This window comes from Mesorhizobium sp. M2D.F.Ca.ET.226.01.1.1 (assembly GCF_004022705.2).
Taxonomy (GTDB): Bacteria; Pseudomonadota; Alphaproteobacteria; order Rhizobiales; family Rhizobiaceae; genus Mesorhizobium.
This window is the reverse complement of sequence record NZ_RZOY02000002.1, coordinates 694,967-718,941: the sequence shown is the minus strand read 5'-3', so window position 1 is coordinate 718,941 and position 23,975 is coordinate 694,967. Positions and strand designations below refer to the sequence as shown.

Genomic DNA, 23,975 nt, shown 5'->3' with positions numbered 1-23,975 from the left:
AAAGCAGGTCGACGATCTCGCGCTCACCACTGTTTCGGTCGGTCACGCCAACGAGATTGAGGAGGACGAAGGCTAGCTGGAACGGCCGCCATGTTGGCGGGTCTACATCGCCCGGCAGCTTCTTCTGCCTCGCGCCGGCGGTTGGCCATCGCCATCGCCGTATTCATCAGGCCGAATGCTTCACGCGCCATCGTATCACGCTTAAGGAGATCTATCCCATCGCGAATCCTGCTGCCGGCGGTGTCAACATTTTCCAGAAGCGCCTGGCCCGTCTTTAGCCGTCTCGGCGCAAGCCCTGTCATCAGTCCTTCCTGACTCCGCCGCCACTCGGCGTAAAGTTCAGGCAGTGAATCCAAGGCTGCACTGACCGCTTCGGCTCCGGAAACGGCAGCCCGAGCGAGAGCCTCCATGCCGAACTCGACGCCATCGCTCCTTGCCGGGACGACACGTTCCACCTCCTGCTGCGGAAGGAAATCGGTCCAAACACGCGTCACGGGGAGCGGATCGTTCGTCGCGTCAAGCCGTTCTTGCCAGCCTGCAGATGTGTTGCGACCAACGGCATATTCGCGGACATCGCGATAATGGAGATCGCCCAGCCTAAGGTCGAAATCATCGGACTGGTAGGTGGACAGGTCGCTGCGCGGATAAAATCCATCCGCACATTCGAGCTCGATCCGGGTCTGGAACGCGTAGGCCACGTCCTTGTACGGAGCCTTTGTGCTCCGTCGACGGTTTACCAAGAAGACGGTGATGACGCGCAGACGCTCTTCAGCCCCCTCCGGAGTCTTTTGACGGAGCACACGGTGTCAACGGCGACTTCGATGCCGCCGCCCGGCCTCTGAGTCAGCGCTTTCCGGCAGCAGGATTCCGGACTGGTTCCGAGTGACGTCGAGGACGATCGCGGCTTCGCCGGGAACCCGAACCCAACGGAGGTTCTCGGGCTTTTCTGGCTTTGGCTTGCCCTTTCCCGACAGTTCGGGAATGAGGAGCGCATCGGGCAATGGGGGCTCCGTCTTATAGTTCCCCCATGTTGCGCGCAGCGTGACTTGACTCACCGTTTGCGGAAGAACCACCGTCAACCCTATCGACGACGGAAGAAACCTGTCCCGCGGTGGTTGGTCAGTCGAATCCTTCTCCTCGACCTCCCCCTCGACAGCGGAGTCCAGCATCTCACTGGCGAGAAGGTCGTCGGCGGTTTCTTCGATGGTTTCCTCGCCGTCAGGTATCACAGGCGCAACACCGTCGTAGGCGGGAACGATAAAGCCCCCGGCGTCCCAGCGATTGCTTCTCGGTCAAACTTCGCGTGCGAGATTCTGATCAAGGTCAGGATTCGGGCCGACTAGGTCGCGGCGGAGGATGTCGATCAGCTTGTTTCGTACCTCGAGCGAATTCGTCATGGTGTCGGTCTCTCAAGGTAAAGCTGCGCAGCGTCTGGTCGAGCCATTTTTGGGTATAGGCATCTTTAACAGGACCTTCGGACGATGGCCGATATCGGCGAGGAGCCGCTCCAACGAGACCAGTCTGTCGCGCAAGCCGAGGCGCAGCCCAACGCGAAGACTCGCCTTATCCGGACCGCAAAGGAGCCAAGCGTCGCTGCGCGTGATGGTGTGTCCAGAGCATCTGCTCTCCGGCGTCCAGAAAGCGCATATGGTCGTCACGCAATAGCGCGCTCGCGCGTTCAATGTCGCTGACCGGATGTACGGCTTTAAGTGTCTCTCTCAGAACATTAGCTTCGATCTGCTGTTCGGGCCGCCGCCTCTGGAGCCCTGTCTGGGTTTCGATCTCACACATCTCGACCGTCTCCACCGGGTACCCGCTCGTCAGCGCCTTCCATGCCGACACACGCCAGCACTCGATGATGACGTTGGTATCGACCAGCAACGAACTTCGGTGCCGCGGCATTCACCCGCCTACAACTCGTATGGCGCTTCCACGCTGTGAACTGCAAAGAGGTCCGCAAGATCGTCGATCGAGATGCCGAGCAGGTGCAATACGCGCCTCATCGCCACACGACCCTCATTGACAGCCTTGCCGATCACCTCGACGAACGTCGGGGAGAACAGCGGAAGCAGCGGCTCTTCGGCGGGCTTGCTACGGCCGTTGTTGCGAAGGCGATCTTCGGCGATACCCCTGCCAATATCCTTGTCGATCCAGTCAAGGCCGACCAGCCGCCAGCGCAATGCGGAAGCCGTGACCCTCAATTCATCTGCGACCGCGTTCAGCCGTACGATGAGTTCGTCGCCTGCCAATTCGGACCAATCGCCAACCTTGCCAAGCACAGTTGAAGGCATGAGGAGAGCCGAGGCGAAATTGTCGGCGAGTTGCTCGACCCGGCTACGTTTCTTGGGCACGACATCTTCGACATGATCCGGCGGCATCGCGTCCCAGGTGAGGATGTGGAAAAGCTCGTGAGCGAGGTCGAAATGGCGACGACCCGCAACCTCGCGGCGATTGATCAACACGACATCCAGTTCCGGCAGGCGGCAGGCGGCGCCCGACACGCCTTCGATCGGATCAACCATCAGGACCAGCATTCCGAGATCCCGCTCCATGACCTCGGCGAGGCGAGCGGCAGGCACGTTTCCTAGCTTATATTCGCCGGCGAACCGGTCGCCCGCAGCCGATGCATCCTCGTAGCTGGATTCTTTTGAAAGACCGAGCGAGCACCTCAGCAGCGGAGCTTCCCTGCCCACTTGTGGCGCGAGCGTACGGAATGCCGCGATCACGCGGCCCGCGTCTTCTTCGTAACCCAGTAGGGCACGACCGATGACGCCGTTCTGACGCCAGGAGAACTTACCTTCGCCGACGAGCAGAAACGGATCGGTGAAAAAGTCCAGCGGAACGCGAAAGATTTCGACGGCGCGAACGAGTTCCTCGGCCGAAAGTCGCCGCTCGCCCGTCTCGATGGCGGAAATGGTCTGGCGGTCCTTGAAGCCGAACAGACGCGCGGCCTCCTCCTGCGAGAGGTTGCGCTGTCTGCGCAGCGCTTTCAAACGGATGCTGATGGTGGGAGTCGACATGTCGCACCTCCGCAATCGCTATAATCTTGCGAATTTTGAAATGCAAGGATATGTCGCGATTTGGACCAGCAAAGCCCCCGTGAGGATCGTGGCTGGCCGTTGATCGGAAACGAATCGGAGGCACCTTCAGGTAACGCACGATGAATTTCACCATTTCCCTTTCTGATGCAGCTCGTCACACTATTACGCTTGCCACACTGGAAGCCTATGTTCTCGGAGATGGTCGTCCGCGCCGAACAAAGCTGGAAACGCTGGGGTATCTTTGGGGCTTCAGTCGCGAGGACTCGAAAGGAACGACCCATTTCCATGTCGATCTTATGAGTCTCAGCATTTCAGCCGAGCGATCACGGAACAGCGTGAAGCCCAACAATCAGGCTGTCCGCCTGAAGAGCGAACTGATGGATCGATGGGCACCACACTTGACGCTCATCGGTGATTTCCACAGTCATCCCTATGAAAATCTTGCCGAGGTACGGGACAGTAGTGGATTCGAGTTTTCGGATGCTGACGAAGCAGCATTTCTAGACGACGACTTCCTGTGGGAGCGGGCTAACAGCCAGCCAATCATGCTGGCAATGACAATCTGCAAGCTGGCGCGGGTCCATGAAAAGCATGCCGCTGAGACCATACGCTCGAACATTGCGCATTTCGACGTGGGTGAATTTCGGTTCTGGTTGAATGCCGCTGTTGGATTCCTAGACGCCTCCGGGTCCAGACGCTGCACTGGGAATCGGCCTTCAAACGTGGAACTCAGAATTGATTCTCGCTTCTACAATTTCTCGAGAGACAGGCTCGTCGTTGCTACCGTGCATTGATTTCCTCGCCTTCTCCTATGGGACCTTAAGTTTCGTGCGGAAAAAACGATTATCAAGAACTCGCCGACGTAAGTCCGGAAATTGGCACGCTACAGGGAGGCCTTACGGTTGGAATGATAATGACACTAGAGCTCATCTTATGACTTGCGAGTCGGTTTCCGATGTAACTACGCGAAATATCAATTCGTCACAGCTATGTCCCTGTGGTTCATGACGGCGGTTTCGGGGGACTATTCTTTTGCAGAACGCTTCTTCGACGCGACACCGCCGAGTGGAAAAATCTCTGAGCGTGTTTCCGCTCCAGAAGAGACGTTGGTTGGAGCCGACGCAAGCATTCTAGACTTCATCCGAGACGCCGACCAAAGGCCGTGTCGGCTAGTTGTTTCCTGACGCCAGACCGAAGGTCTCGTCAGCATTTCAGACATGCAGAAATTGCCAGTGCGAGCAGCGTCCATGGCGGATGCGATAAGGAGACGCTTCGAAACGCCGGGCCGCTGGCTGGAGAAGCTTAGCGCCGAAAGAAGAAAGAAGATTTCTCAAGTGATCGCCGATGCGAAGAGTGATGATGGATTTGTGGACGAGATCCTATTCACTCAGTTCTGCGACAAATCTGATGTTGTTCGAAAAGGAATAGAGCTCCCCCGGAGCGCGACATCGGCCGCCGACGTGTTCCGGCGAGCTGAGAAACTTAGAAATGCTGTTGCGCATGGAAATGACTGTGCCTGGCTCCTTCCGCCGCGAAAAATATCGCAGTGTTGGTCACAGATATGATGATTTTCAAAAGGGAGATTGATGGATAGAAGGCTTGCTCTGCACAGTTGCCTTTTTGGTGCGTTGGGAGACTGTCGACAGCGCGGCCCTTGCGTGTTGGATAAAGCCGCAAACCGGTTGCAAGAAATTCCGTTCGGATCGACGAAAATGACGGTGGCCGCCATCCCATGCACCTGCATCATGCCATTCAAGGCCGAGGCTCTGGTCGAGGTCACCTCATTGAGGATGACGGCGGCCTGAATTGCCTGGATCAAGCAGCCAACCGTGGTACGCGACACCTCATTTATTGAATTGAGGGTGGGTCCGGTGTTCCGGCATTGAAGTCCTGATATCAATTGTGCGACAGGCTGCCTCATCGAACCGCTGGCGGAGGCAAGCGTGGGCTGCAGTACCAGATCACAGGCATGCCGCCAGCGAGGCCCTCCCATGTGCTTAATGGCCATGCCGCCAAGATCGAATTCGCTACCGGCATGAAACCTTGGTGTGGTGGAGGTGTTGAGAGGCACCTGCGCCAGGCTGGCGAACGGTTAGTAGCGGGCAAAACCCGTAGCTCAGCTCATAGCCCGCCTAAACAAAGGCGGGCATCGTACAAGGCCGCAGTCCTTCGGACTTAGGTCCAAAAGAGCGGCCCAGGTGATTTCGCAAGCCGGGCGGGGTTTGCGCCGTTCGCATCAAGAGCTGTCCGCCCGGCCAGTTCTGTCCCTCACATAAGCTGGCGGTCAGCCGCAAACGGTATACCAGCTGTCGAATCGGCCATTGTTTGGAACCGCACACAGAGCGCCGTAACAAACCTTCTCACCCTTGAAGTAGGCCAGGAACTGCAGCAAATGGGATATTTCGCGCTGTTCATCTTCGTCCCGGATAAGCTCCGGACCGCCCTGCGACTTCAGTGCCAGTTCGATCAACTCGATCGCCCGATCTTTGTTGCCGCTCTCGTGATAGTAGAGGGCTGCCAAACGATAGGGCAGGAGCTTACGTTTGTCGCTTTCCGGGGGATTCAGTGCCAGGATGTGTTCGGACAGCTGTTTTCCCATCGCCAAGCGCTCAGCAGACGGAAAGTGCGAATGGTCATAGTTCGGAAAGAAGAGCTCGTCTAACGCCGCAACCATCCAATTCTCGGAGTTTCTGTTGATCGCGTCGCGAACGAATTGGCGCATGACGGGCAAGCCGACCTGCATGTCCTTCATTTTGTGAAGCAACAGATTCACATGAGAACGGCGGAAACCGAGGTTGTCCGGCATCAAGGCGATGCCTTCTTCGATCGCCGAGAGCGCCGTCCTCCAATTCTTTTTCTCCACCGCCGCCCGATATCTGTCATTGATCGGCTTCTTCAGCGCTTGTTCGCGCGCTATGGGTTCGCCTTCCGCGATCCGCTCCGCATCGGCGGATTTTGCTTTATCGCTGGTGCGCCAGCTGCCGTTAAGCACCTTCGGCAAGACCTCATCGAGTTCCGTCGGTGCACCAATAAAGGCGATGCAGCCGTCTCGGTCGACCACGAAACTGGTGGGAATCCAGAAAGAAAAGCTGGGCTCCATCCAAAGCTTGTCCATTTCGCCTGTCGAGTCGAATGCGATCCGATAGTTCAGATTCGGGAACTTTTCCGTCAACCAAGCGTCCAACGTGCTTCGGGCCTCATCGGCCGTTGGAGCGCGTTCACTAGCCGCGACTCCTACGATCTCAACGCCGCTTTCCCTGTATTTCTCCTGCAGCTGCATCAGATGGGGCATCCCGTCCACACACGAACCGCACCAAGTTGCCCAAAATTCGACGATGTACACTTTGCCAGGCTCGAAGCTGGTGAGGGGCTCGCCACGCAGCCAGGTTTCCGCTTGAATCGAAGGAGCCGGGGACTCGATCTGCAACACCACGTTGTTCTCCAAAGCCGTTGTCAAAGGTTGTGAGATTTTCTGCACGAGCTTATTTCCCTCTCAGAGACGGCACACGGTTCAGGGGAGAGAACATCCTCGTCTGCTCCATTGCATACCGTCCTGCTGCAAGCGTTGCAAGGTCCATGCCAGCGGGCTCAGCGCGCAAGTGCATGAATATGCTTTGAAAAACCTCCGTAGTGCCCGGATGGCGGTTGGATTGAACCTGACAAATTTCTGCCTTTGTCAGGTTTTGAACGCGCATTGCCCGTGTTTCGCGCCGCCAGAAAAGCGTGGCCCATCCGCACGATCCTGAAGCCCAAACCGTCGAACCCGTGCGACACCGCCGCAATCATGTCGCGCCATGCATCGATGCCAAGCGCCTCGGCGTTGAGCTCGCAGCACGCCAGAGACATCATCGACGAGACGTTCAAGCTCTACCCGGGAACGGGAAAACGGCCCGAGGTTTGGCCTTGGTCGGGACGGCCGAACGGCAATATCGCCGAGAGGGAAAGACGCAGAAGAAGATCATCACACCCGGCGAGCCGAAAGTGTCGGCAAGCCATCGCAGAAGGCAGCAAACATGCAGGCCCAGACGTATCGCTGGGCGATCTGAGGGAGTGGCATACGTCGCGCGCCTGGTGCAGAAATTGCTCGCATCATGCCGAAGTAAGGTCGGCCGCGCTAATCCGCCGGTATGGCAAAGGCGCGCTATTCAGCACGGTCGAGGGCACTTGGTTGCCCGGGAATTGAACCGGCTCATCACTGGTCAGTGACAATGCCAGCGAGTTCATCTCGAACGCCATCCTCTCCTGCGCGGATCAGAACCGGTCGAATGGCATTCCATGCGCATGGCAAGCATCGCTATCGCCTGTGGCGCGCCGACTGCAACACCGCGCGGCCGCACTCCCAAATCGCCTGGCAGACATCGGCCGAGTTCGCCACCACCTTCAACCCGCGACGGTCGCTCGCGCTGCGCTATGCGAAAGGTTCCGCGCCAGCGCCCGTCGCTTCACCCGCCCAGCAGCGCACAACCCACGCCGGAAACGAACCCAAAACTGGAGAAACTCGGGGCGACGTCATTTAGATTCCACCCATGCAGAGGTACTTCATTCCGAGGTAGTCTTCGAGCCCGTGGCGGGAACCCTCCCGCCCGATGCCGGACTGCTTCAAGCCGCCAAAGGGCGCCGCTTCCGAAGACATACGCCCGTATTGATGCCAATCATGCCATCCAATGCCTCGGCCACGCGCCAGACACGCCTCAGGTTCGAGGCATGGAAATAGGCGGCGAGCCCGTAATCGTGTCGTTTGCCTCACAGATGACCTGATCCGCATCGTGGAAGCGGATGATCGGCGCCAACGGCCCGAAAGTCTCCTCTTGCGCAACCGCCATGATGCTGGAGATCTCGGTGAAGACTGTGGGTTTGAAAAAGGTGCCATCCTTGCCGATATGTTCGGCCGCGCATCGAATTATCCCACCTTTGGCAACGGCATCTGCGATGTGGGACTCGATCTTGGCCAAAGCATGCATGTCGATGAGTGGTCCGACGTCCACTCCCGGAGCGAAGCCGTCGCCAACCGATAAGTGCCGGACTTTCTCCACGAACTTCTCGACGAACTCATCGTGAACGCTCGATTGGACGTAAAGCCGGTTCGATGAAACGCGCAAGTCTGGCCGGCATTGCGGAACTTCGCCTGGATCGCGCCGTCAACCGCAGCGTCAATATCCGCGTCATCGAAGACGATGAAGGGCGCATTGCCGCCGAGCTCGAGGCTGACCTTCTTGATCTGGTCCGAGCGCTGGCGCATGAGCAGTCGGCCAACCGCGGTGGAGCCTGTAAAGCTGATCTTTCGGACCTTGGCATTGGAGCAGAGTTCGCGGCCCCACGCGACCACCTTCGGTCGCATAGACCCAGGTTGACGACGACGTCAGGAAAAGCCGGCTTGCTGCGCGAGGGCAAACATTGCACCTAGCCGTGCCACGCCACGATCAGATCGAGCGCGGCTTCGTTGCGTGCGGGTTCTGTGGTCAGTGGAGGGCGGAGGAAAAAGCGCTCGGCGTGCTCGCCCTCGCGATACCGCTGGTTCGCGCCGGCAAGCGCCCATGTCGCGTCGGCAGCGCCCTGGGCGCTGCCGTATTGTTCTATGAGGCGGTTCGCGATTGCCTCGCGCATCGTCTCGCCGATGGATGCCGCGTGTTCGCTGCGCAGGCGGAAAGCTTCGAGGAAGCGCTGGCGCATCGAGGAGACGTCGATCCGGAATTCTCCCATTCCATCATCGACAACCGCTTGAGCGACTGATGGGTGGTCGGGAGCTGCGTTCTGAATGATTTCCAGCAAGCGCAAGCGCGTGCGCTGTATTCGTCGCCCGCTCAGGAACAGGCGGCCATCCCGGGTCGGGCCGAGAAGCACAGCGCTCGCCGCCGAGAGGTAAGCGTTGGGATACAGGTATTTGGCGATGGCGTGCTTGAGTATCATGGCCTCGATATCCTCCCCGGCATCGAGATAGATGCCGCGCATTAACTGGACGAGCTTGCCCGTTTCAGCCTGATAGTGGCTGCGGGTTTTATCGATGTTTTCACAACGAGGTGAAGGGCCATTTCTAAAGTTCCCTGAGATACGGGAAAGCTAGCATAATCATCATATTCAAGAGTTTCTAACTTTCCCGTATTTGGTATACGCAAAAGTTAGAATACTTTCTCGGAACGACGGCATTCTTCGGGGCGGGAAATCGAATCACGGGAGAGAACCTGGTCTGCGAGGGCGCGCAGGCAGTCTCAAGGCGTTCATTCTGCCACACCATAATCGGATCAGCCACACGTAGTTCGGCGAGTCCTTCAGCTATTGTAGAGCGTGGGATTATTCGCTGTCACGGGCCAACGCCCGGCCGAAAGCAGCTTCTTCGCCGCCGCCCTGCCTGGTCGAGGATCACCTGCTCGATGAGGGCCGGGCGGCGCTGGATGTAGTCCATGCCGAGTTTGTCGAGCTGCAACCCGACAAGCGTGGCGGAAATCGACCTGGAGGAACCCAGATTGTCGATAGCATAGGCGCCGATCAGATACTTCTTGCTCGCTTCGAGTTCGGCCGCTGTTGGGCCTGTGTCCACCAGCTCGTTGATTGGTTGTGTTATCAGGTCGAGCGTCTCGGCCGCCCTGTCGGCGCGCGTCGACGTCGTCACGACAAGCATGTTGGAATGCTGGTAGCCTTCCAAGCTGGACGAGACACCGTAGGCAAGGCCGCGCTTTTCGCGCACTTCCTGGAACAGACGTGAGGTAAATCGTGAGCCTCCGACTATATCGTTCATCAGCTGTCCCGCGTAGAATTCCGGGTCGTTGCGTCCAATGGCGGGAAAGGCCAGCTGGAGCGAAGTCTGGTGGAGGGCGTATGCGACCTGCGTCCGCTCGGCGCTTCGGGGTGACATCAGGTACGGGGGCGAGCGCCTGTTTCTGAGGCAAATCGCCGAACAGCTGGTCGAGCCTTGCTCTCAGGGCTTTGGCATCTATGTCGCCTACGACCGCCACATGCAGCCCGTCGCGGGCGAAAGCGGCTTTGTGGAAGGCGCTTAGATCGGAGGGCGTTACGCTGGTCAGGCTCCCTTGGGCGGTCTCGAATACGCCGTAGATTCCGCGCCGCCAGGCCAGCTCGGCGATCGCGTGAGGTTCGCGCTCATTGGCAATGATTTCGGAGAGAAGCTGGGCGCGTATGCGGTCGAAAAGTGCTGGTATAGCCGGCTGCGAGTCCCGCCGCCGAGGATGTCGGCCAGTAGTCGAGCGCCTCGGCCTCGCACCAGGGACCGCCCATCGAATGACTCATGCGAGGCGTCTCAAGGCTGTCCGCGATCCAGCGCCAGATCTCCGCCTCGCCCGAGGCGCGCAGAGCTGGCCGGTTGTGCAGGAGCCGTAGGCAATATTCGCCTTCCTTGTTCGGACGTGTAACGCTTGCGTCTCCCGTCGCATTCTACCTGGCTTTCCGAACGTAGCCGTGATGCGAACTCTTGCTGCATATAAAGTCGAATCAGGGGGATTGAGTCATACGATACGGAGTCTTGACTTTGGCAGTCGCTCTGCGACATTACCTATATAAAGGTCGAAAGATGGTGATATGGATCATGCATAGGTCACGGAGACCCGAATGACGGCAGCGCATAAACGCACCTATTCGCGCTACGCGATGGAAGCGCTTGGCCTTTTCGGTAAGACCATCCGGCTGGGCCGGATGCAGCACCGATTAACCGCACAGGAGTTAGCCGAGAGAATCGGTGTTTCACGCAGCACCCTGCAGCGCATCGAGAAGGGCGATCCCAAAGTCGAAATCGGACTGATGTTCGAAGCTGCTGCCATTGTCGGTGTGAAGCTGTTCGATGCCGACGGCAATGGCATCACAGCCCTCACAGGCCGCATTGACGGTCGCATCGCGCTGCTGCCGAAGCACGTCTACAAGGCCGGCAAGCAGATCGTCGATGAGTTCTAAGGTCCCCAAGTACGACGAAGCCTATGTCTGGGTCTGGCTGCCGGGCGAGACCGCGCCGGTTGTCGCCGGGCGGCTATATGCCCATGACGGACTCGTCAGCTTCAACTATGGCAGGAGCTTTCGTGAACTGGGCAGCGCGATCCCGCTTTATCTCCCGGAACTGCCCCTGAAGGCAGGCGAATTGCCTTTGCTTCCTGGCCTAACCATGCCGGGATGCATCCGCGATGCTGCCCCCGATGCCTGGGGACGACGGGTTATCCTAAACCGCAAATTCGGTGTGAAGGGCGATGAAATCGCGCGGCTCGATATTTCAGAACTGACGTTCCTGCTGGAATCAGGCTCGGACCGCATCGGCGCGCTCGATTTTCAGTTTTCGCCCACGAATTACGAGCCGCGCGCACTGGCCAATGCCACTCTCGAAGAGCTTGTCCAATCGGCGGAGCGGGTAGAGAAAGGTATTCCGCTCACCCCCGAATTAGATCAGGCGCTGCATCACGGCAGCTCGATCGGCGGCGCAAGGCCAAAGGCGCTGATCGAGGATGACGCCGTCAAGCATGTCGCGAAATTTTCCTCGTCTGCCGACCTTTACAGCGTCGTCAAAGGAGAATTCATAGCCATGCGGCTTGCCGCCTTGTGCGGCATCAGAGCGGCATCCGTCTCGCTCGTTCGCGCCGCAGGCAACGACGTGTTGCTCGTCGAGCGATTCGACCGGATCAAGGTCACGGGCGGCTGGCAACGCAAATCCATGGTCTCAGCGCTGACGATGCTCGCGCTCGATGAGATGATGGCGCGTTACGCCAGCTACCAGGATTTGGCGGAGATCATTCGCCACCGATTCACCGCGCCGTCGGAAACTCTGCGCGAGTTATTCAGCCGCATTGTCTTCAACATACTTTGCGGCAACACCGACGATCATGCCCGCAACCATGCGGCATTCTGGGATGGGGCTAAGCTCACCCTCACGCCTGCGTACGATATTTGTCCGCAGGCCCGCAGTGGCCAGGAGGCCAGCCAGGCCATGCTCATCAGCGGCAATAACCGCATGAGCCGGATAGCGTCCTGCCTTGAAGCCGCGCATCACTTCCTGCTCAGCGCGCCGGAAGCTCTTGCGATTGTTGAAGGCCAGCTCCGATGCATTGCGGAGAATTGGCCGCGTGTTAGCGAGGAAGCTACGCTATCCGGCACAGATCGCAATCTGTTCTGGGGCCGACAGTTCCTCAATCCCTACGCTTTTACGGCGCTGGAAGGAAGCGCCGACGTTCTCCGCGCTCTGGCTGACGAACTACGCAACAGTGTTCACGCCTGATCCGGCGCTGGATTTCGGACAAGCTCGGCAAGCGTAAGACGCCCACAATATGGACAACCCTTGCCGTGCCAGGACGAAGATTGAACAAACGGCTCTTCAACAGTGACAACGTGCACTGCGGAGAGATGTGGAGCTGACATCGCAAAAGCCCAAGACGCGCGACTTCCCGCGATACAACTCCACATAACTGAGCGTCTACAAGCGGTGCAGCCAGCCAAACATCCAGCCATCAAAGCGATGATCGTCTGATCTTTTGCCGATGACATCACGTCGGGGAAGACTTGTTCGAGCGCTTGCCGCTTCATATCGATACCGGCCTGGGCGTAGCGCATCGTTAGTTCAGCCCGAGTGGCCTGGCCATCGACTGATGGTGGCGATGTCAACACCCGCCTTGACGAGGTGGATGGCCGTCGTGTCCCGCAAAGGGCGATGATGGATGCTTTTTTCCGCCAGGGTGGTTCCTTCGCCCGCAGCCATGTGTGCGCAGCAAGTATCGAACACCGAACCGGGTGAGCAGTGTGGGGCGGTCGTTGCTTTGCTCGGCGGGACAGGGCGATACCAGACGAAGGTCACAATCGAAGAGTCAGGATCCCTGAACTCGTGCATCCGTATTGAACATCAGCGAAAACAGAGCGTAATCCCGCTGTCCAGAAGGCGTGCGGCGGTCGATACGCGCCAGGACGCTCTTGATTTCCGGGCTCATCGAGATATTCGACAGGTGCCACCCACGCGCTCTCTTGAAGGGAAGTGTCACCACCAGTTGCAGCGTATCCTAATATTCGGGGTGCTCCGAAATCAGGAACCGCGCAAAGGCATGCATCGCCGCCAGCCTTGCATTGCGGGTCGCAACTGCCACGCTCGACCTCAAGTGATGTGAGAAAGCTGCCCATCCTGTCGGTATTGATGTCGGAGACCGCTTCTTTCAAGAATATCTTCCCGCTCTCCCGCGGCATGAGCCCGTGGCATGCTTCGGCCCAATGCTGTGGATTGATGTTTCTTCATGCCACAACCTCGCTGACGAGACCGCCGAAAGGCCCTTCAAAGCGGTCGGTGGCGATCTCTCGCAGCTTTGGAAGGTAGTGCATTGATTTTTCGTGGAATGGGGACCCTGTTTAAAGGGTGATTTTCGTCCAAACGGGACCCTTTAACGATGGGGTCATCAAGATGCCTCCGGCTTGATCGGAGGCATTTGTGTTTTGGATGTTGGTTTTAGAGACGATTGCAAAGATACGTCGGCTGTCGCTGGTCCAGGGGAAGTCGATCAAGGCGATCTGCCGTGAGCTGAAGATCTCGCGCAAGGTGGTGCGCAAGGTCCTGCGTTCTGAGCAGACGGAGTTCCGCTACGAGCGCAAGCACCAGCCCTCCCCGCATGGGAGCCTGGCGTGAGACGCGGGACCGGCTGCTGTCGGCGAATGCGGCCAAGCCGCAGCGGGAGCGGCTGCCGGTCGCTTCGACGGCTTCCATTGCATTCCCCCGTCGGTGTCGAAGACCTGCACGGTGCGCTTCGACAACAACAAATACTCGGTGCTGTCGAGTGCCGTCGGTCGGCCCGTCGAGATCCATGCTTATGTCGATCGGATCGCATCCGCCAGAGGATGGCGTGGTCGTGGGAGAACACGTTCGCTCCTTTGGCCGCAACGAGGTCGTCTACGATCCCTGGCACACGGCGCGCGCCGTTCCTTAGCTGGGTCCTGCGGTCGGCAATGGAGAAGGTGCGGCGCAGCTCAAGGCGGTTGATGACGTCGACCGGCAGATGGTGTTGATCCTCACCTGGGTGCTGACCGACGGATTGAGCGCGGTCGAGGCCGCCTGTCAGGAAGCCATCGAGCACGGTGCATCGTCGGCGCCGGTGATCCTCAACATCCTGGCCCGCAGCCGCGATCCGGCGCCGGGCACGATCCTTTCCATTCCCCAGGCGCTGAAGCTAGCTCACGAGCGGTCGCCGACTGCGCCCGCTATGACAGTCTCAGGAGGACAAACAGCCATGGAACGCACCGAGGTACTGGAACTGATGGGAGCGCTGAAGCTCTACGGAATGCGCAGAGCCTATGACGAGATCATGGGCGCGTCGCCATCAAGCGACGGCACGAGCCCAGGATTGTCGGTGATCTCTTGCAGGCCGAGATATCGGAGAAGCAGGCCCGCTCCATCAAATACCAGTTCGCTGTCGCCAAGTTGCCGCTGGCCAAGGACATCGACGACTTCGACTTCGCCGACACGCCGGTCACCCCCTGATGCGCGATCTCGCCCGGCGGCGCCTTCGTCGCCGATCAGCGCAACATCGTCCTGGTCGGCCGCCTTCACGGGTCACCCAACTCGCGCGGAAGGTCGACCGCATTGCGACGGGCGCGTGTCGACTTCCCAACAATGTCAGACAGGAGGCACAACGCTATCGGAGCGATCGCATTGCCCGAAACGATTTTCCCAGTTGGCACGACAATTGCGGTCCTATGCGCAAAAGCAAACTAGACCTGAGAGCCGCACCGCATGAATGTAGCCTCCCAATATCTGCCGCTTGTGGCGCATCACGAAGCCGGGCACGCGGTGGCCGCCATCGTTTTGCACCGTCAGGTGTTCGACGACGACCGTGAACTCCCTGCTTTCTCAAGTGTTAGTATTTACCCCGACGCCGGTGACGGAGAGTGCGGTGGTGTTGTCGAAGGCGCGGGTTTTTATTCAGCGCAAGGAGTCACCTCGAAGCGAAAGCCGATTTTCGAGGACGATATGGATCGATATTTGAAACGCGATTGTGCGATCCAAGAGATAGTTGCGTGTCTGGCAGGTCCTTTTGCAGAATCCGCATTCGAAGGCTATCTGGACCCGCGCGATATGGCGATGAATGCGTCCGATGGGAATGACGGGAGCAGCGACTACGCGGATGCCAAGCGAATCTATGGTGAGTTGCGGTTCCTGATGCCGCGCCGCCCCCGTTGGAGGCGGATCGAAGATCGCACGGCCCGGCTAGTACTCGATCACTGGTCAGCCATCGAAGCATTGGCCGCGCATTTGCTGGTCAAGCATGATCTCCAATTCGATGAGGCTCTGACGATTGTTGCGCCGCATCTTCCGCCCATGCCAGCAGCTACGCCGCCAGAGCGTCATCCGCAGCCTGCTTGATCAGCCATTCGATGTGATTTGACCACATCTGCAACACCTCGCGCCTCTCCTTGACGTTGCTAAAGAGATTGTAGATTTCGCCAATGTCTCAGGGACGACGCCTTGTGTTCACTATGTGCTCGATGACGTGTGGCAATACCTGCCGCCTGCCGAGATTTGTCGCGAGCGTCCTGCGCAGATCGTGAAGGGTCCCGTTCTCCAAAGCCACCCCGTCAACATTGACCTTGCCGTCTCGAGCCTTCTTGCCCTTCGCGTAGCCTGAGAAGTGGCTTTTTTTGTTGACCCTGGCAGGGAAAACAAACGTGTCATTAGTCTTCGGTGCCGACTGGGGGACCGACACCGCCAGTGTGGACAGCGGAATAAGCGTAGGCTCTTCGTTCTTCGTGCGGTCACCCGATAGTTCTCATGTTCCGGCTTCAAGGTTGAGTTCAGACCAATGCATCGCGGCAACTTCCGTACGCCTCTGTCCGGTCAGCATGAGCAGCTTGACGATGGAGCCGAACGAATAGCCGATATCGCCCGGTTCGGGCTCACAGCCCGTCCATATAGCCGCCAGTTCGGCATCGTTCACCACTCGCTTGCGCTTGACGATCGGGGCCGGATACCTAATTTTCCAAACCCTCGCGGGAAACCGCGATGAGCCGTTGCGGCGGTTTGCGATACCAGTTGAAAATGCCCGCATATACCAGAAGGCCGTGTTAGCCCTTTGCGGGTGACCCCCGGCGACGATCTTCTTGGTGATGTTAGCAATGTCGGTGTCGATCACATGGTGGATAGAGCGACTCCCGAGGGCAGGCACAAGATACCGGTTCAGGCTGGCCTCGACCAGTGCGGTGTTTTGAGGGTCGTTACTCGGCGGCCTGGAGGTGATCGCCATCGCCGTCCTCGGTATCGTCAGCGCTGATATGCGCCTGATCGGCAAGGAAGGCTGGCAGTTCCGATGGAGCTATGCTGGAATTTGGGCGACGAGGCTGATCAAGCGGCGCTCTGCGGCTTCGTTTCGATGACCTGGATTCCGTCCAGGAACCTGGCACCTGCGATGAGTTTCGGCAACTGATTTTGTCCTTTCAATCGTCGCCACTTCCTGGCCGCGGCCAACAGCTTGAAGACCATCAGCTGGGCGGTTTTCGAGGATAGCGAGCCCTTGGTGCGAACCGTGCGATAGCGAACGGTTGCAAAGACGCTTTCGATGGGATTGGACGTTCGCAGATGATCCCAGTGTTCGGCGGGGAAATCGTAGAGCGCCAGCGACGCATTCTGATCTTTCGTCAGGCAGTCGACCGCCTTGGCATACGCCTCGGCCTCCATCTCGATCGCATGCGCAAGCAATTTGCGCGCGCCGCTGCGAAGTACATCCGTCAGGGTATCATCGATTTCGTCGGGCTGACGAAGGCGAACAATGTGTTGATAGTCTCGTTCATGGCGTATCACTCTCCTTGAGAGGTACTGGCAGGCTTCATCACCCGCCTCGATACGCCGCTCTCCTCAAGCCGCCATCATCCAGTTTCCGCCATGGCTCCCCCTGATTGATCCGCTTCACCTGTGCAACTGCACAGGCTGCCCTAGCGGGGAGATTGGCCTCCAATGGCGAAAACTTGCCGCAGGAGACCCTCCGATGACCGTGCCTATGGCGCCGCCGCTACGACAACTTGCCGACAAGCAGCGTGCGATCCACTGCCGCGCTACTGCGCCTTCAAGGGACGTCTGGATCGCGACGCAGGAGCCGATGACCGTTACGGGATCAATTCCAGGTCGCGCTGGCCGTCGCTGTGCCAGTTCGACGGTCTGGTGGCAATTTGGGCACATCTTCTGTCGCCGACAGTGGCGATGGCTGACGCTTCAACGAAACGGGGTCTTCGACGTCTGCTGCCTTCGCCGATGCTTTGCGAAGTGGCATAATGTTTCGACGCACGCAGGCGCGGGCAGGGGATGTCAGTCATGAATCTCCTGACTGGCGCGGATCAGGCCGATTGGCGGGATGAAAGATCATACGACTACACCGCTGGCCTGACGCTGCGGGAGTGGGCTTGGGAGTTCTTACGCCGCAATCCAGCGTTCCAGCGCGATCTGACCGCTGCGCGCCAGCATTGCAAGACTTGGTCTCTCCAATCCTTTCTCGATATGGTCGCGTCGGCCGGCGACCTGTCACGCTGGGGTGTTCTGTTTCGCGGAGTCTTGTGGCCGCGCTTCGGTCGTATTCTGGTGTCCGCTCTGGTGCGTCCATGTGCTGCCGGTCATTGCGGAACGGTTGCCTGCCTCGTCGCCGACACCGCCGTTCGAACTCTCGGCATTGCCCTGTCGTGCAACCGTCCTGCTGGCGCCCGACAAGAGCCAGCATGTTCTTCTTCGCAATGCGGACCACGCGCTGCAGCTCGCCGTCTCGGGCGCGAATATCCTCCACCCTGTTTGCCTGCATACGCAAGCCATCTGGCCCGCGGTGCTTTTAAAGCATCGACTGAGGGGACTGGAGTGCCTCAATGCTCTCAGTCTAGGGCAACAGTTGCCCCCCCGCTTGTTTGCGCCGGAAAAGCGCGGCGTCCGTTTGTCCTTCGTTCTTCGTGCGCTCGACGGTTCGCTCGCCGGAGCACCTCATCGCGAGCTCGCCGAAGTTCTCATCGGTCAACGGCGCGTCCATGCCGACTGGGCGGATCCTCGCGATCATCTGCGCGACCGCATCCGTCGGGCCGTCTCGCGTGGCCGCGCGCTCATGAATGGTGGCTACAGAGATTTCCTAATTTGAAAAGCGACAGTCCGCGCTGTGCGTCGGTGGATGAACGTTCGCTCGCAGCTGTACCCGTCACCAACAGTTCGCCCGCCGACAGGACTGCATGGCGCCTTGCAAGGTGCGCTCTGGTCTAGCTTGTCGATGCCGCAATGAGATGGGCGAGGGTGCCAAGGCGGTGGTTCATTAGGGCCGGCCTCGACCTGGACGCACATCATTGGTCGGAAAGCGGCGTGCACCGCAATGTCGCCATAGCAGCCAAGATCCTTTGAGTCCGGACCTGCAGTCCTGTTGGACCGGCGGGTGCAACAATATGGAGGGATTTGAGGCCTCACACCGCTCCCTGGTCGACAGCTCGGTCAGACATAGCACCCACCGCTTGATTATGGAAATGGTGTGCCTGGAGTGCAGCGAGTAGCGGCTTGCTGCGCACTGTCCTAAGAACAGCAGTCATGACCCGTCTGGGGGTCTGCAACACGACGATTCAACCGCTTGGGCATTGTCGCATATCCCCACAATGTAGAATGCGCAACAGGGCAAAAGCTGATCCATCGGCGGTTTATCAATGCTTTTTGGCTTGGCACGGCACATGCAACGCAATCGGCAAAAGGCGCACGAACTGAGTGGCCCATCGGCCCTAGGAGCGCTGACTTATGCCCTCCCAAGGCATGTCCGGCCCGGCAGCGAGCTCAGTCTCCTGCCGGGCATCCGTGTTTCAGGTCAACGGCGTTTGGAACTTCCAATTAGGTGGCGGCATTGGCCGCAGGCCGCCCCCCGGTGGGGCGGAGAGACAGTGCAGCAGGTTTCAAATCCCGCCCATGCAAAGATATTTCATTTCCAGATAGTCCTCGAGGCCATGACGGGAACCCTCCCGCCCGATGCCGGATTGTTTGATCCCGCCAAACGGTGCCGCCTCCGAGGACATGCGTCCCGTGTTGATGCCAACCATGCCATATTCCAGAGCCTCTGCCACACGCCAGACCCGCTTCAGGTTTGAGGCATAGAAGTATGCGGCGAGGCCGTAGATCGTGTCATTGGCCTCGCGCACGACCTGATCCGCATCGTTGAAGCGAATGATCGGCGCGAGCGGCCCGAATGTCTCCTCTTGCGCGACTGCCATGACGCTGGAAATCTCGGTGAGGACCGTGGGTTCGAAAAACGTGCCATTCTTGCCGATACGTTGGCCCCCACATCGTATTGTGCCGCCTTTCGCAATGGCATCTGCGATGTGAGACTCGATCTTGGCCAGAGCATGCCTGTCGACGAGCGGTCCGATGTCTACTCCGGCACCGAATCCGTCGCCAACCGACAAGTGCCGGACTTTCTCCACGAATTTCTTGACGAACTCATCGTGAACGCTCGATTGGACGTAAATACGGTTCGCCGAAACGCAGGTCTGGCCGGCATTGCGAAACTTCGCCTGGATCGCACCGTCAACAGCAGCGTCGATGTCGGCATCATCGAAGATGATGAAAGGTGCGTTGCCGCCGAGCTCAAGGCTAACCTTCTTGATCTGGTCAGAGCACTGACGCATCAGCAGCCGCCCGACCTCGGTCGAACCGGTGAAGCTGATCTTGCGGATCTTGGAATTGGTGCAGAGTTCACGGCCGACGCGATCACCTTCGGACGCATAGATCAGGTTGACCACGCCATCGGGAAAGCCGGCCTGATGGGCAAGGGCGAACATTGCGCCAGCCACGAGCGGCGTCTGTTCAGCGGGCTTGAGCACGATCGTGCAGCCCGCAGCCAAGGCCGGCGAGATCTTGCGCGCCACCATGGAGGCCGGGAAATTCCATGGCGTGATCGTGCCAACAACGCCGATGGGCTGCTTGATCACTAGCATTCGGCGGTCTGTCGAGGGTGCCGAGATCGTCTCGCCATAGACGCGATTGGCCTCCTCGGCATACCATTGCAGATACGCCGCCGCATGCGATACCTCTGACACGGCTTCGGCAAGCGGCTTGCCCATTTCCGCGGTCAGAATCGCGGCGAGATCGCCTGCATGGTCGATGATCAGCTGATGCCATCGCCAAAGAACGTCGCTACGCTCTCGGGCAGTCAACGCGGCCCATCCCGACTGCGCAACATAGGCCTTGTCTACCGCAGCACGTGTCTCCTCCACGCCCATATCGGGAAGCTCTGCCAAAACTTCGCCGGTCGACGGATTGACGACCTCGAACGTCTTATTGCCAACCGGTCTGCCGAGTGCCGGCAGGCGGTCGATGGCTCCAAACAGGTGCGGGGATTTCAGACGGCGGATCATCGGCAGGCACAGGGGCAATACCGGATTCCTCCTCAACGCAGCGAACATCCAGGTCGACAGGCCGTCGGTGTGTATTCTGCACCAGCGGGTTCGTCCTAGGGCCTCGGCAAAGCAGTTGGTAGACCAAACATACGACAACAGTTCCGTTAGTTTGAGTGCCCGCGGTTCATCAGTTGATGGATTGAGCAGCCGGATGTTTGCTTCATCCACCCGCTGCCTGCTGGTGGCGTGCGAGTGTATTCTGCAAAAGGCGGCATGCATGCTGAGGAGCGCCTTTTCGGCGAGAGGCCCCTGGACCGCCAATGCCGCGCAAGGCCCGCGAAACGACTCCGCGGGTCTGCATGATCTGCTTGGCCCACCGGCCTCCATATTCGCTCTTCCCACGAGAAGCCCCAAGGAAGAAGGAAGGCGAGATGAGTTTCTTTACTCATCCTTGCCGCCCAGCGGCGGGCCGACCACCAAAATGGCGGGCTCGGCCGAAAGCAGCTTCTTGGCCGCCGCCTTGACCTGTTTGAGCGTCACCCGACCGATGCTGCGGGCGCGACGCTGGTTGTAGTCGACGTCGGCATTTTGAATCTGCAAATCCAGGAGCCGGTCTGCAATCGAGCTGGTCGAGCCCAGACGGTCAATGGCATAGGTGCCGATCAGGTGCTTCTTCGCCGCCTTGAGCTCGGCCCCGGTCGGTCCTTGCTGCGCCATCTGCTTTACCACCTCTCGCACGATGCTCAGCGTTTGGGCGGCGCAATCCGAGCGTGTCTCTGTCGTAACCAGAAGCTTGTCAAGGGTCAGTTCAGAGCTGACGTGATAGGCAAGGCCGCGTTTTTGGCGTACCTCCTCGTAAAGGCGGGAAGTCAAGTATGAGCCGCCAAGGATGTCGTTCATCAGCACGGCGGCGTAGAAATTCGGCGCGCTACGCTTCACGCCAGGCCAGGCCAACGTTAGCGAAGTCTGCGGCAGGTCGTAGTTCTCCTCCACCAGTTGACCGAGTTTCGGCGCGACATCGTAGACGGGGACGAGGGTTTGTTGCTCAGGCAAATCACCAAACAGCTGGTCAAGCCTTTCCCTCAACGTGTTCGCGTCAATGTCACCCACCACGGCAATATGGAGCCCGTCGCGAGCGAAAATGGCCTGGTGGAAGGCGAGGAGGTCGGACGGCGTGATGCCGGCGAGGCTCTCTTTTGTGCCTTCTCCCGGCCTTGAACAAGGATGCGCGCCGTAGATCGCGCGCAGCCATTTGCGCTGAGCGATTGCGCCAGGGTCTCGCTCGCTGCCGACGATGCCGGAGACAATCTCGGCGCGGACGCGATCGATCGGCCCCTGGTCGAAGCGCGGCGCGTTCAGCGCGAGCCGAAGCAGGCCGAACGCGGCGTCCTGCTTTTTGGAAAGCATGCACACCGATCCGTAGATGTCGTCGCTTTGCGCGTCCAAACTCATTTCGGCGCCGGCATCGTCGAGCTTCACCTGGAAGGCATCGCTGTCGTAATGGCCAGCGCCTTCGATGAACAGGCCGGCCATCAGTTTGGCCATCCCCTCCTTCCCGACCGGGTCCTGCGTGGTGCCGCCGTTGAAGGCAAAGCCGATGTTGACGATTTCCACTGTGTGGTCCTCCACCAGCCAGGCGATGATGCCCTTTTCGGACTTCACCTCCTGGATGTTCATCGCAGCATGGGGCTGAGCGCCGAGCGTCATCTCTTGATTCTCCGTCTTGGGCAAGAGATAGCCCGTGGTCGAACGGTCGAACGCGAGATAGCGGGCGGCAACTGCTTTGATTTGCGCGGCGGTAACCCTGCGGATGCGAGACGGCCGTTCCTCGACATCTTTCACGGTGCCGCCGGTGGCCAGCGTCGAGCCGTAGATGCAGGCGAGGTCGTCCTGGTCGTCTTCGGCAAAGATCATATCGCGCACAAAGCGCTCCTTGGCCTTGCCCAGTTCCTCGCTGCTGACACCATCCTTGGCAATGCGAGCGACTTCGGCAGCGGCCGCCGCTTCGAGATCGGCCAGCTTGGCATCGCCGCGCGGCGCGCCATAGATGGCGAACCTGGTGTCGTCGAGCATGGTGCCCTGGAAATAGGCGCAGGCGCTGGAAGCGATACCTTGCTGGACAGCGAGCGCCTGGTAAAGCCGGCTGCGGTTACCGCCGCCGAGGATTTCGGACAGCAGGTCGAGCGCTTCGGCCTCGCCCGGCTTGGCGGTATGGTAAGACGGCACCACCCACTGCGTCGAAAAACTGGGCACGCTGACGCGGGCGTCGGAGAGCGTGACGGTGCGCCTGGTGTTCTGCTCGGGCTCAACCGGCCGGATGCGCGGCGGCAGGTCGGGCCCGCGCGCCACCTTGCCATAGGTCTTCTCGGCCAGCACCTTCACCGTTTCCGGCTCGACATCGCCGGCCACGATCAGCACGGAGTTGTTGGGCCAGTAGTATTTTTCATAGAAGGCGGTGGCGTCGACGCGGTTCAGCTGCTCGATCTCCTGCATCCAGCCGATGATCGGGATGCGATAGGGCTGGTTCTGCCACAGCGTCGCGTCGATCTCCTCATGGAGCACGTCCTGCGGGTTGGTGTCGGTGCTTGAGCGGCGCTCCTCGATGACCACGTCGCGCTCGGTCTTGACGACATCGTCGGTGAGGATGAGGTTTCGCATTCGGTCGGCCTCGAAGCTCATCATCAGCTCGAGCGCCGACGGCGCCACTGTCTGATAGAAGGCGGTGTAGTCGGAGGAGGTGAAGGCGTTGTTGGAGCCGCCGATCTCGAACACTGCGCGGTCGAATTCGCCGCCCGCATGGTTGGTCGTCGCCTTGAACATCAGATGCTCGAAGAAATGGGCGATGCCGGATTTGCCCGGCGGCTCGTCGGCGCTGCCGATCTTGTACCACACCATGTGGGTGACGATCGGCGCCCGGTGGTTGGGAATGACGACCACCTCCATGCCGTTGTCGAGCACGAAATCCCTCGCCTTGCCGTCCTCCCATGCGACGGGGATCGGAGCCGGCCCCGCGCCGACCAACTCGGACGCAACGGACGTCCTGCGAAGCCCATGAGTGCGGGGCTTGCTTGGTAGTTCTGGTAGGGAGAGTGGGGTTATGGGCTGCGTTCCTGGCAAAGTGATCTGTTCCTCATTTTGAAGGATCTATGTCTCCCGAACGCCTATTGGGAGAAAGTGGATCGGCACGCGACGCCGAGCCACATGAGCCGTCAGCGTGTTGCTGGGCCTGACGCGAGCCTCATCTTTGGATGCGTCCGGGAAACTTTCGGCATGGTGAGGCCATGGGAAGTCTGCTCGTTATCCATTGGGTGTTTGCGGATACCTGAGCATGCCCCGTGCCAAGTAAGAAAGCCCCGATTCGCAAGGTTTGATCCAACCTTGATACTTGCGATATCCGACATTGTCGGGCATCCGACAGAAAGCGCCTTTCGCCGGCGCGCCGGCTATGACGCTCGCCTCCTCCGGCGTGACGACGATCCTTTGGCGGGCGCCGCGCACACCGATCTGCCCGCCTATCAGCACCGCGACATCGAAGGACAGCGCGATCGTGACTGGATGGGTCTTACGCAAACATGCAGCAGTGCCACCGCGATCAGGACTTCATCCGCCCCACAAAGACCCGAGCGCGAGGGACGACGTGTAAGG

General features: G+C 59.3%; 17 protein-coding genes and 8 pseudogenes. 10 read left to right on the top strand and 15 right to left on the bottom strand.

All coding sequences use genetic code 11. The annotated features are described in order from the left end of the window. Positions 1-23: 23 nt before the first annotated feature. The 4 genes from EN869_RS07275 to EN869_RS07260 form a co-directional block, all read right to left on the bottom strand. Positions 24-800 (bottom strand): hypothetical protein, encoded by a 777-nt coding sequence (locus tag EN869_RS07275; protein WP_126097365.1) that lies wholly within the window; start codon positions 798-800, stop codon positions 24-26. 6 nt (positions 801-806) lie between these two features. Next, entirely contained in the window at positions 807-1,229 is a 423-nt protein-coding gene (locus EN869_RS07270; RefSeq protein ID WP_126097366.1) for a hypothetical protein, read from the bottom strand. Between the two features lie 334 nt (positions 1,230-1,563). Next, entirely contained in the window at positions 1,564-1,881 is a 318-nt protein-coding gene (locus EN869_RS07265; protein ID WP_126097367.1) for a hypothetical protein, read from the bottom strand. Positions 1,882-1,910: 29 nt separating this feature from the next. After that, positions 1,911-3,020 carry an XRE family transcriptional regulator gene (locus EN869_RS07260; RefSeq protein WP_126097368.1) on the bottom strand — a complete coding sequence of 370 codons (1,110 nt, stop codon included), beginning with the start codon at positions 3,018-3,020 and terminating at the stop codon, positions 1,911-1,913. 140 nt (positions 3,021-3,160) lie between these two features. Between EN869_RS07260 and EN869_RS07255 the strand changes: the two genes are divergently transcribed. After that, positions 3,161-3,835 (top strand): hypothetical protein, encoded by a 675-nt coding sequence (locus tag EN869_RS07255; protein WP_126097369.1) that lies wholly within the window; start codon positions 3,161-3,163, stop codon positions 3,833-3,835. A 453-nt stretch (positions 3,836-4,288) separates the two neighbouring features. Next, positions 4,289-4,606, top strand: coding sequence for a hypothetical protein (locus EN869_RS35025; RefSeq protein WP_245458613.1), 318 nt, complete (start codon positions 4,289-4,291; stop codon positions 4,604-4,606). 719 nt (positions 4,607-5,325) lie between these two features. Here the strand turns inward: EN869_RS35025 and EN869_RS07245 are convergent. Both EN869_RS07245 and EN869_RS07240 read right to left on the bottom strand, forming a co-directional pair. Then, positions 5,326-6,519, bottom strand: coding sequence for a TlpA disulfide reductase family protein (locus EN869_RS07245; protein WP_245458614.1), 1,194 nt, complete (start codon positions 6,517-6,519; stop codon positions 5,326-5,328). Between the two features lie 110 nt (positions 6,520-6,629). Then, on the bottom strand, positions 6,630-6,905 hold the full coding sequence (locus EN869_RS07240) for a hypothetical protein (protein WP_126097371.1): 276 nt from the start codon (positions 6,903-6,905) through the stop codon (positions 6,630-6,632). A gap of 331 nt (positions 6,906-7,236) precedes the next feature. On the opposite strand from EN869_RS07240, the pseudogene EN869_RS07230 reads away from it, so the two are divergent. Continuing rightward, positions 7,237-7,558: pseudogene (locus tag EN869_RS07230) on the top strand (hypothetical protein); the annotation flags it as partial. Here the strand turns inward: EN869_RS07230 and EN869_RS07225 are convergent. From EN869_RS07225 to EN869_RS35640, 4 genes and pseudogenes are all read right to left on the bottom strand, one after another. Beyond that, positions 7,555-8,454, bottom strand: a pseudogene (locus tag EN869_RS07225) (aldehyde dehydrogenase family protein); the annotation flags it as partial. The pseudogenes EN869_RS07230 and EN869_RS07225 sit on opposite strands and share 4 nt — an antisense overlap. Continuing rightward, positions 8,445-9,070: pseudogene (locus EN869_RS07220) on the bottom strand (type II toxin-antitoxin system HipA family toxin); the annotation flags it as partial. The pseudogenes EN869_RS07220 and EN869_RS07225, both read right to left, overlap by 10 nt. A 269-nt stretch (positions 9,071-9,339) precedes the next feature. Beyond that, a complete protein-coding gene (locus EN869_RS35645) occupies positions 9,340-9,891 on the bottom strand; it encodes an insulinase family protein (RefSeq protein ID WP_335930839.1) in 552 nt (183 codons plus the stop codon). A 49-nt stretch (positions 9,892-9,940) separates the two neighbouring features. Then, a pseudogene (locus tag EN869_RS35640) lies at positions 9,941-9,997 on the bottom strand (hypothetical protein); the annotation flags it as partial. A 604-nt stretch (positions 9,998-10,601) separates the two neighbouring features. On the opposite strand from EN869_RS35640, the gene EN869_RS07210 reads away from it, so the two are divergent. The 6 genes and pseudogenes from EN869_RS07210 (at position 10,602) to EN869_RS07190 (ending at position 15,363) form a co-directional block, all read left to right on the top strand. Beyond that, complete coding sequence (locus EN869_RS07210; protein WP_167509389.1) at positions 10,602-10,940, top strand: helix-turn-helix transcriptional regulator; 339 nt, start codon at positions 10,602-10,604, stop codon at positions 10,938-10,940. Further along, positions 10,930-12,246, top strand: coding sequence for a HipA domain-containing protein (locus tag EN869_RS07205; RefSeq protein WP_126063913.1), 1,317 nt, complete (start codon positions 10,930-10,932; stop codon positions 12,244-12,246). The genes EN869_RS07210 and EN869_RS07205 overlap by 11 nt, the downstream gene beginning before the upstream one ends. Positions 12,247-13,446: 1,200 nt before the next feature. After that, the gene (locus EN869_RS35020) at positions 13,447-13,632 is read left to right on the top strand and encodes a hypothetical protein (protein WP_245460175.1); all 186 of its coding nucleotides are present in this window, start codon (positions 13,447-13,449) and stop codon (positions 13,630-13,632) included. A 54-nt stretch (positions 13,633-13,686) separates the two neighbouring features. Continuing rightward, positions 13,687-14,220: pseudogene (locus EN869_RS35015) on the top strand (IS21 family transposase); the annotation flags it as partial. Between the two features lie 10 nt (positions 14,221-14,230). Further along, positions 14,231-14,541, top strand: a pseudogene (locus tag EN869_RS35010) (ATP-binding protein); the annotation flags it as partial. A gap of 192 nt (positions 14,542-14,733) precedes the next feature. After that, complete coding sequence (locus tag EN869_RS07190; protein WP_126097373.1) at positions 14,734-15,363, top strand: hypothetical protein; 630 nt, start codon at positions 14,734-14,736, stop codon at positions 15,361-15,363. A 403-nt stretch (positions 15,364-15,766) separates the two neighbouring features. On the opposite strand, the gene EN869_RS07185 is transcribed toward EN869_RS07190, so the two are convergent. Together EN869_RS07185 and EN869_RS07180 are read right to left on the bottom strand one after the other, a co-directional pair. Next, on the bottom strand, positions 15,767-16,240 hold the full coding sequence (locus tag EN869_RS07185; protein ID WP_126097374.1) for a hypothetical protein: 474 nt from the start codon (positions 16,238-16,240) through the stop codon (positions 15,767-15,769). Positions 16,241-16,338: 98 nt separating this feature from the next. Next, positions 16,339-16,794, bottom strand: coding sequence for a transposase (locus EN869_RS07180; RefSeq protein ID WP_281015810.1), 456 nt, complete (start codon positions 16,792-16,794; stop codon positions 16,339-16,341). Between the two features lie 793 nt (positions 16,795-17,587). Here EN869_RS07180 and EN869_RS07175 point away from each other — a divergent pair. Further along, the gene (locus tag EN869_RS07175) at positions 17,588-18,103 is read left to right on the top strand and encodes a DUF2285 domain-containing protein (protein WP_245329899.1); all 516 of its coding nucleotides are present in this window, start codon (positions 17,588-17,590) and stop codon (positions 18,101-18,103) included. Between the two features lie 787 nt (positions 18,104-18,890). Here EN869_RS07175 and EN869_RS07170 read toward each other — a convergent pair. The 3 genes and pseudogenes from EN869_RS07170 to EN869_RS07160 form a co-directional block, all read right to left on the bottom strand. Then, positions 18,891-20,366, bottom strand: coding sequence for an NAD-dependent succinate-semialdehyde dehydrogenase (locus tag EN869_RS07170; protein WP_126102500.1), 1,476 nt, complete (start codon positions 20,364-20,366; stop codon positions 18,891-18,893). Positions 20,367-20,771: 405 nt separating this feature from the next. Then, positions 20,772-21,497 (bottom strand): annotated as a pseudogene (locus EN869_RS35635) (pitrilysin family protein); the annotation flags it as partial. A gap of 549 nt (positions 21,498-22,046) precedes the next feature. Then, positions 22,047-23,351 (bottom strand): annotated as a pseudogene (locus EN869_RS07160) (pitrilysin family protein); the annotation flags it as partial. Between the last annotated feature and the right edge of the window lie 624 nt (positions 23,352-23,975).

Coding starts and splice junctions, on each gene's coding strand:
- EN869_RS07255 (WP_126097369.1), top strand. CDS start 3,161: ATGAATTTCACCATTTCCCTTTCTGATGCAGCTCGTCACACTATTACG.
- EN869_RS07185 (WP_126097374.1), bottom strand. CDS start 16,240: ATGGCGATCACCTCCAGGCCGCCGAGTAACGACCCTCAAAACACCGCA.
- EN869_RS35025 (WP_245458613.1), top strand. CDS start 4,289: ATGGCGGATGCGATAAGGAGACGCTTCGAAACGCCGGGCCGCTGGCTG.
- EN869_RS35020 (WP_245460175.1), top strand. CDS start 13,447: ATGTTGGTTTTAGAGACGATTGCAAAGATACGTCGGCTGTCGCTGGTC.
- EN869_RS07190 (WP_126097373.1), top strand. CDS start 14,734: ATGAATGTAGCCTCCCAATATCTGCCGCTTGTGGCGCATCACGAAGCC.
- EN869_RS07210 (WP_167509389.1), top strand. CDS start 10,602: ATGACGGCAGCGCATAAACGCACCTATTCGCGCTACGCGATGGAAGCG.
- EN869_RS07205 (WP_126063913.1), top strand. CDS start 10,930: ATGAGTTCTAAGGTCCCCAAGTACGACGAAGCCTATGTCTGGGTCTGG.
- EN869_RS07260 (WP_126097368.1), bottom strand. CDS start 3,020: ATGTCGACTCCCACCATCAGCATCCGTTTGAAAGCGCTGCGCAGACAG.
- EN869_RS35645 (WP_335930839.1), bottom strand. CDS start 9,891: ATGTCACCCCGAAGCGCCGAGCGGACGCAGGTCGCATACGCCCTCCAC.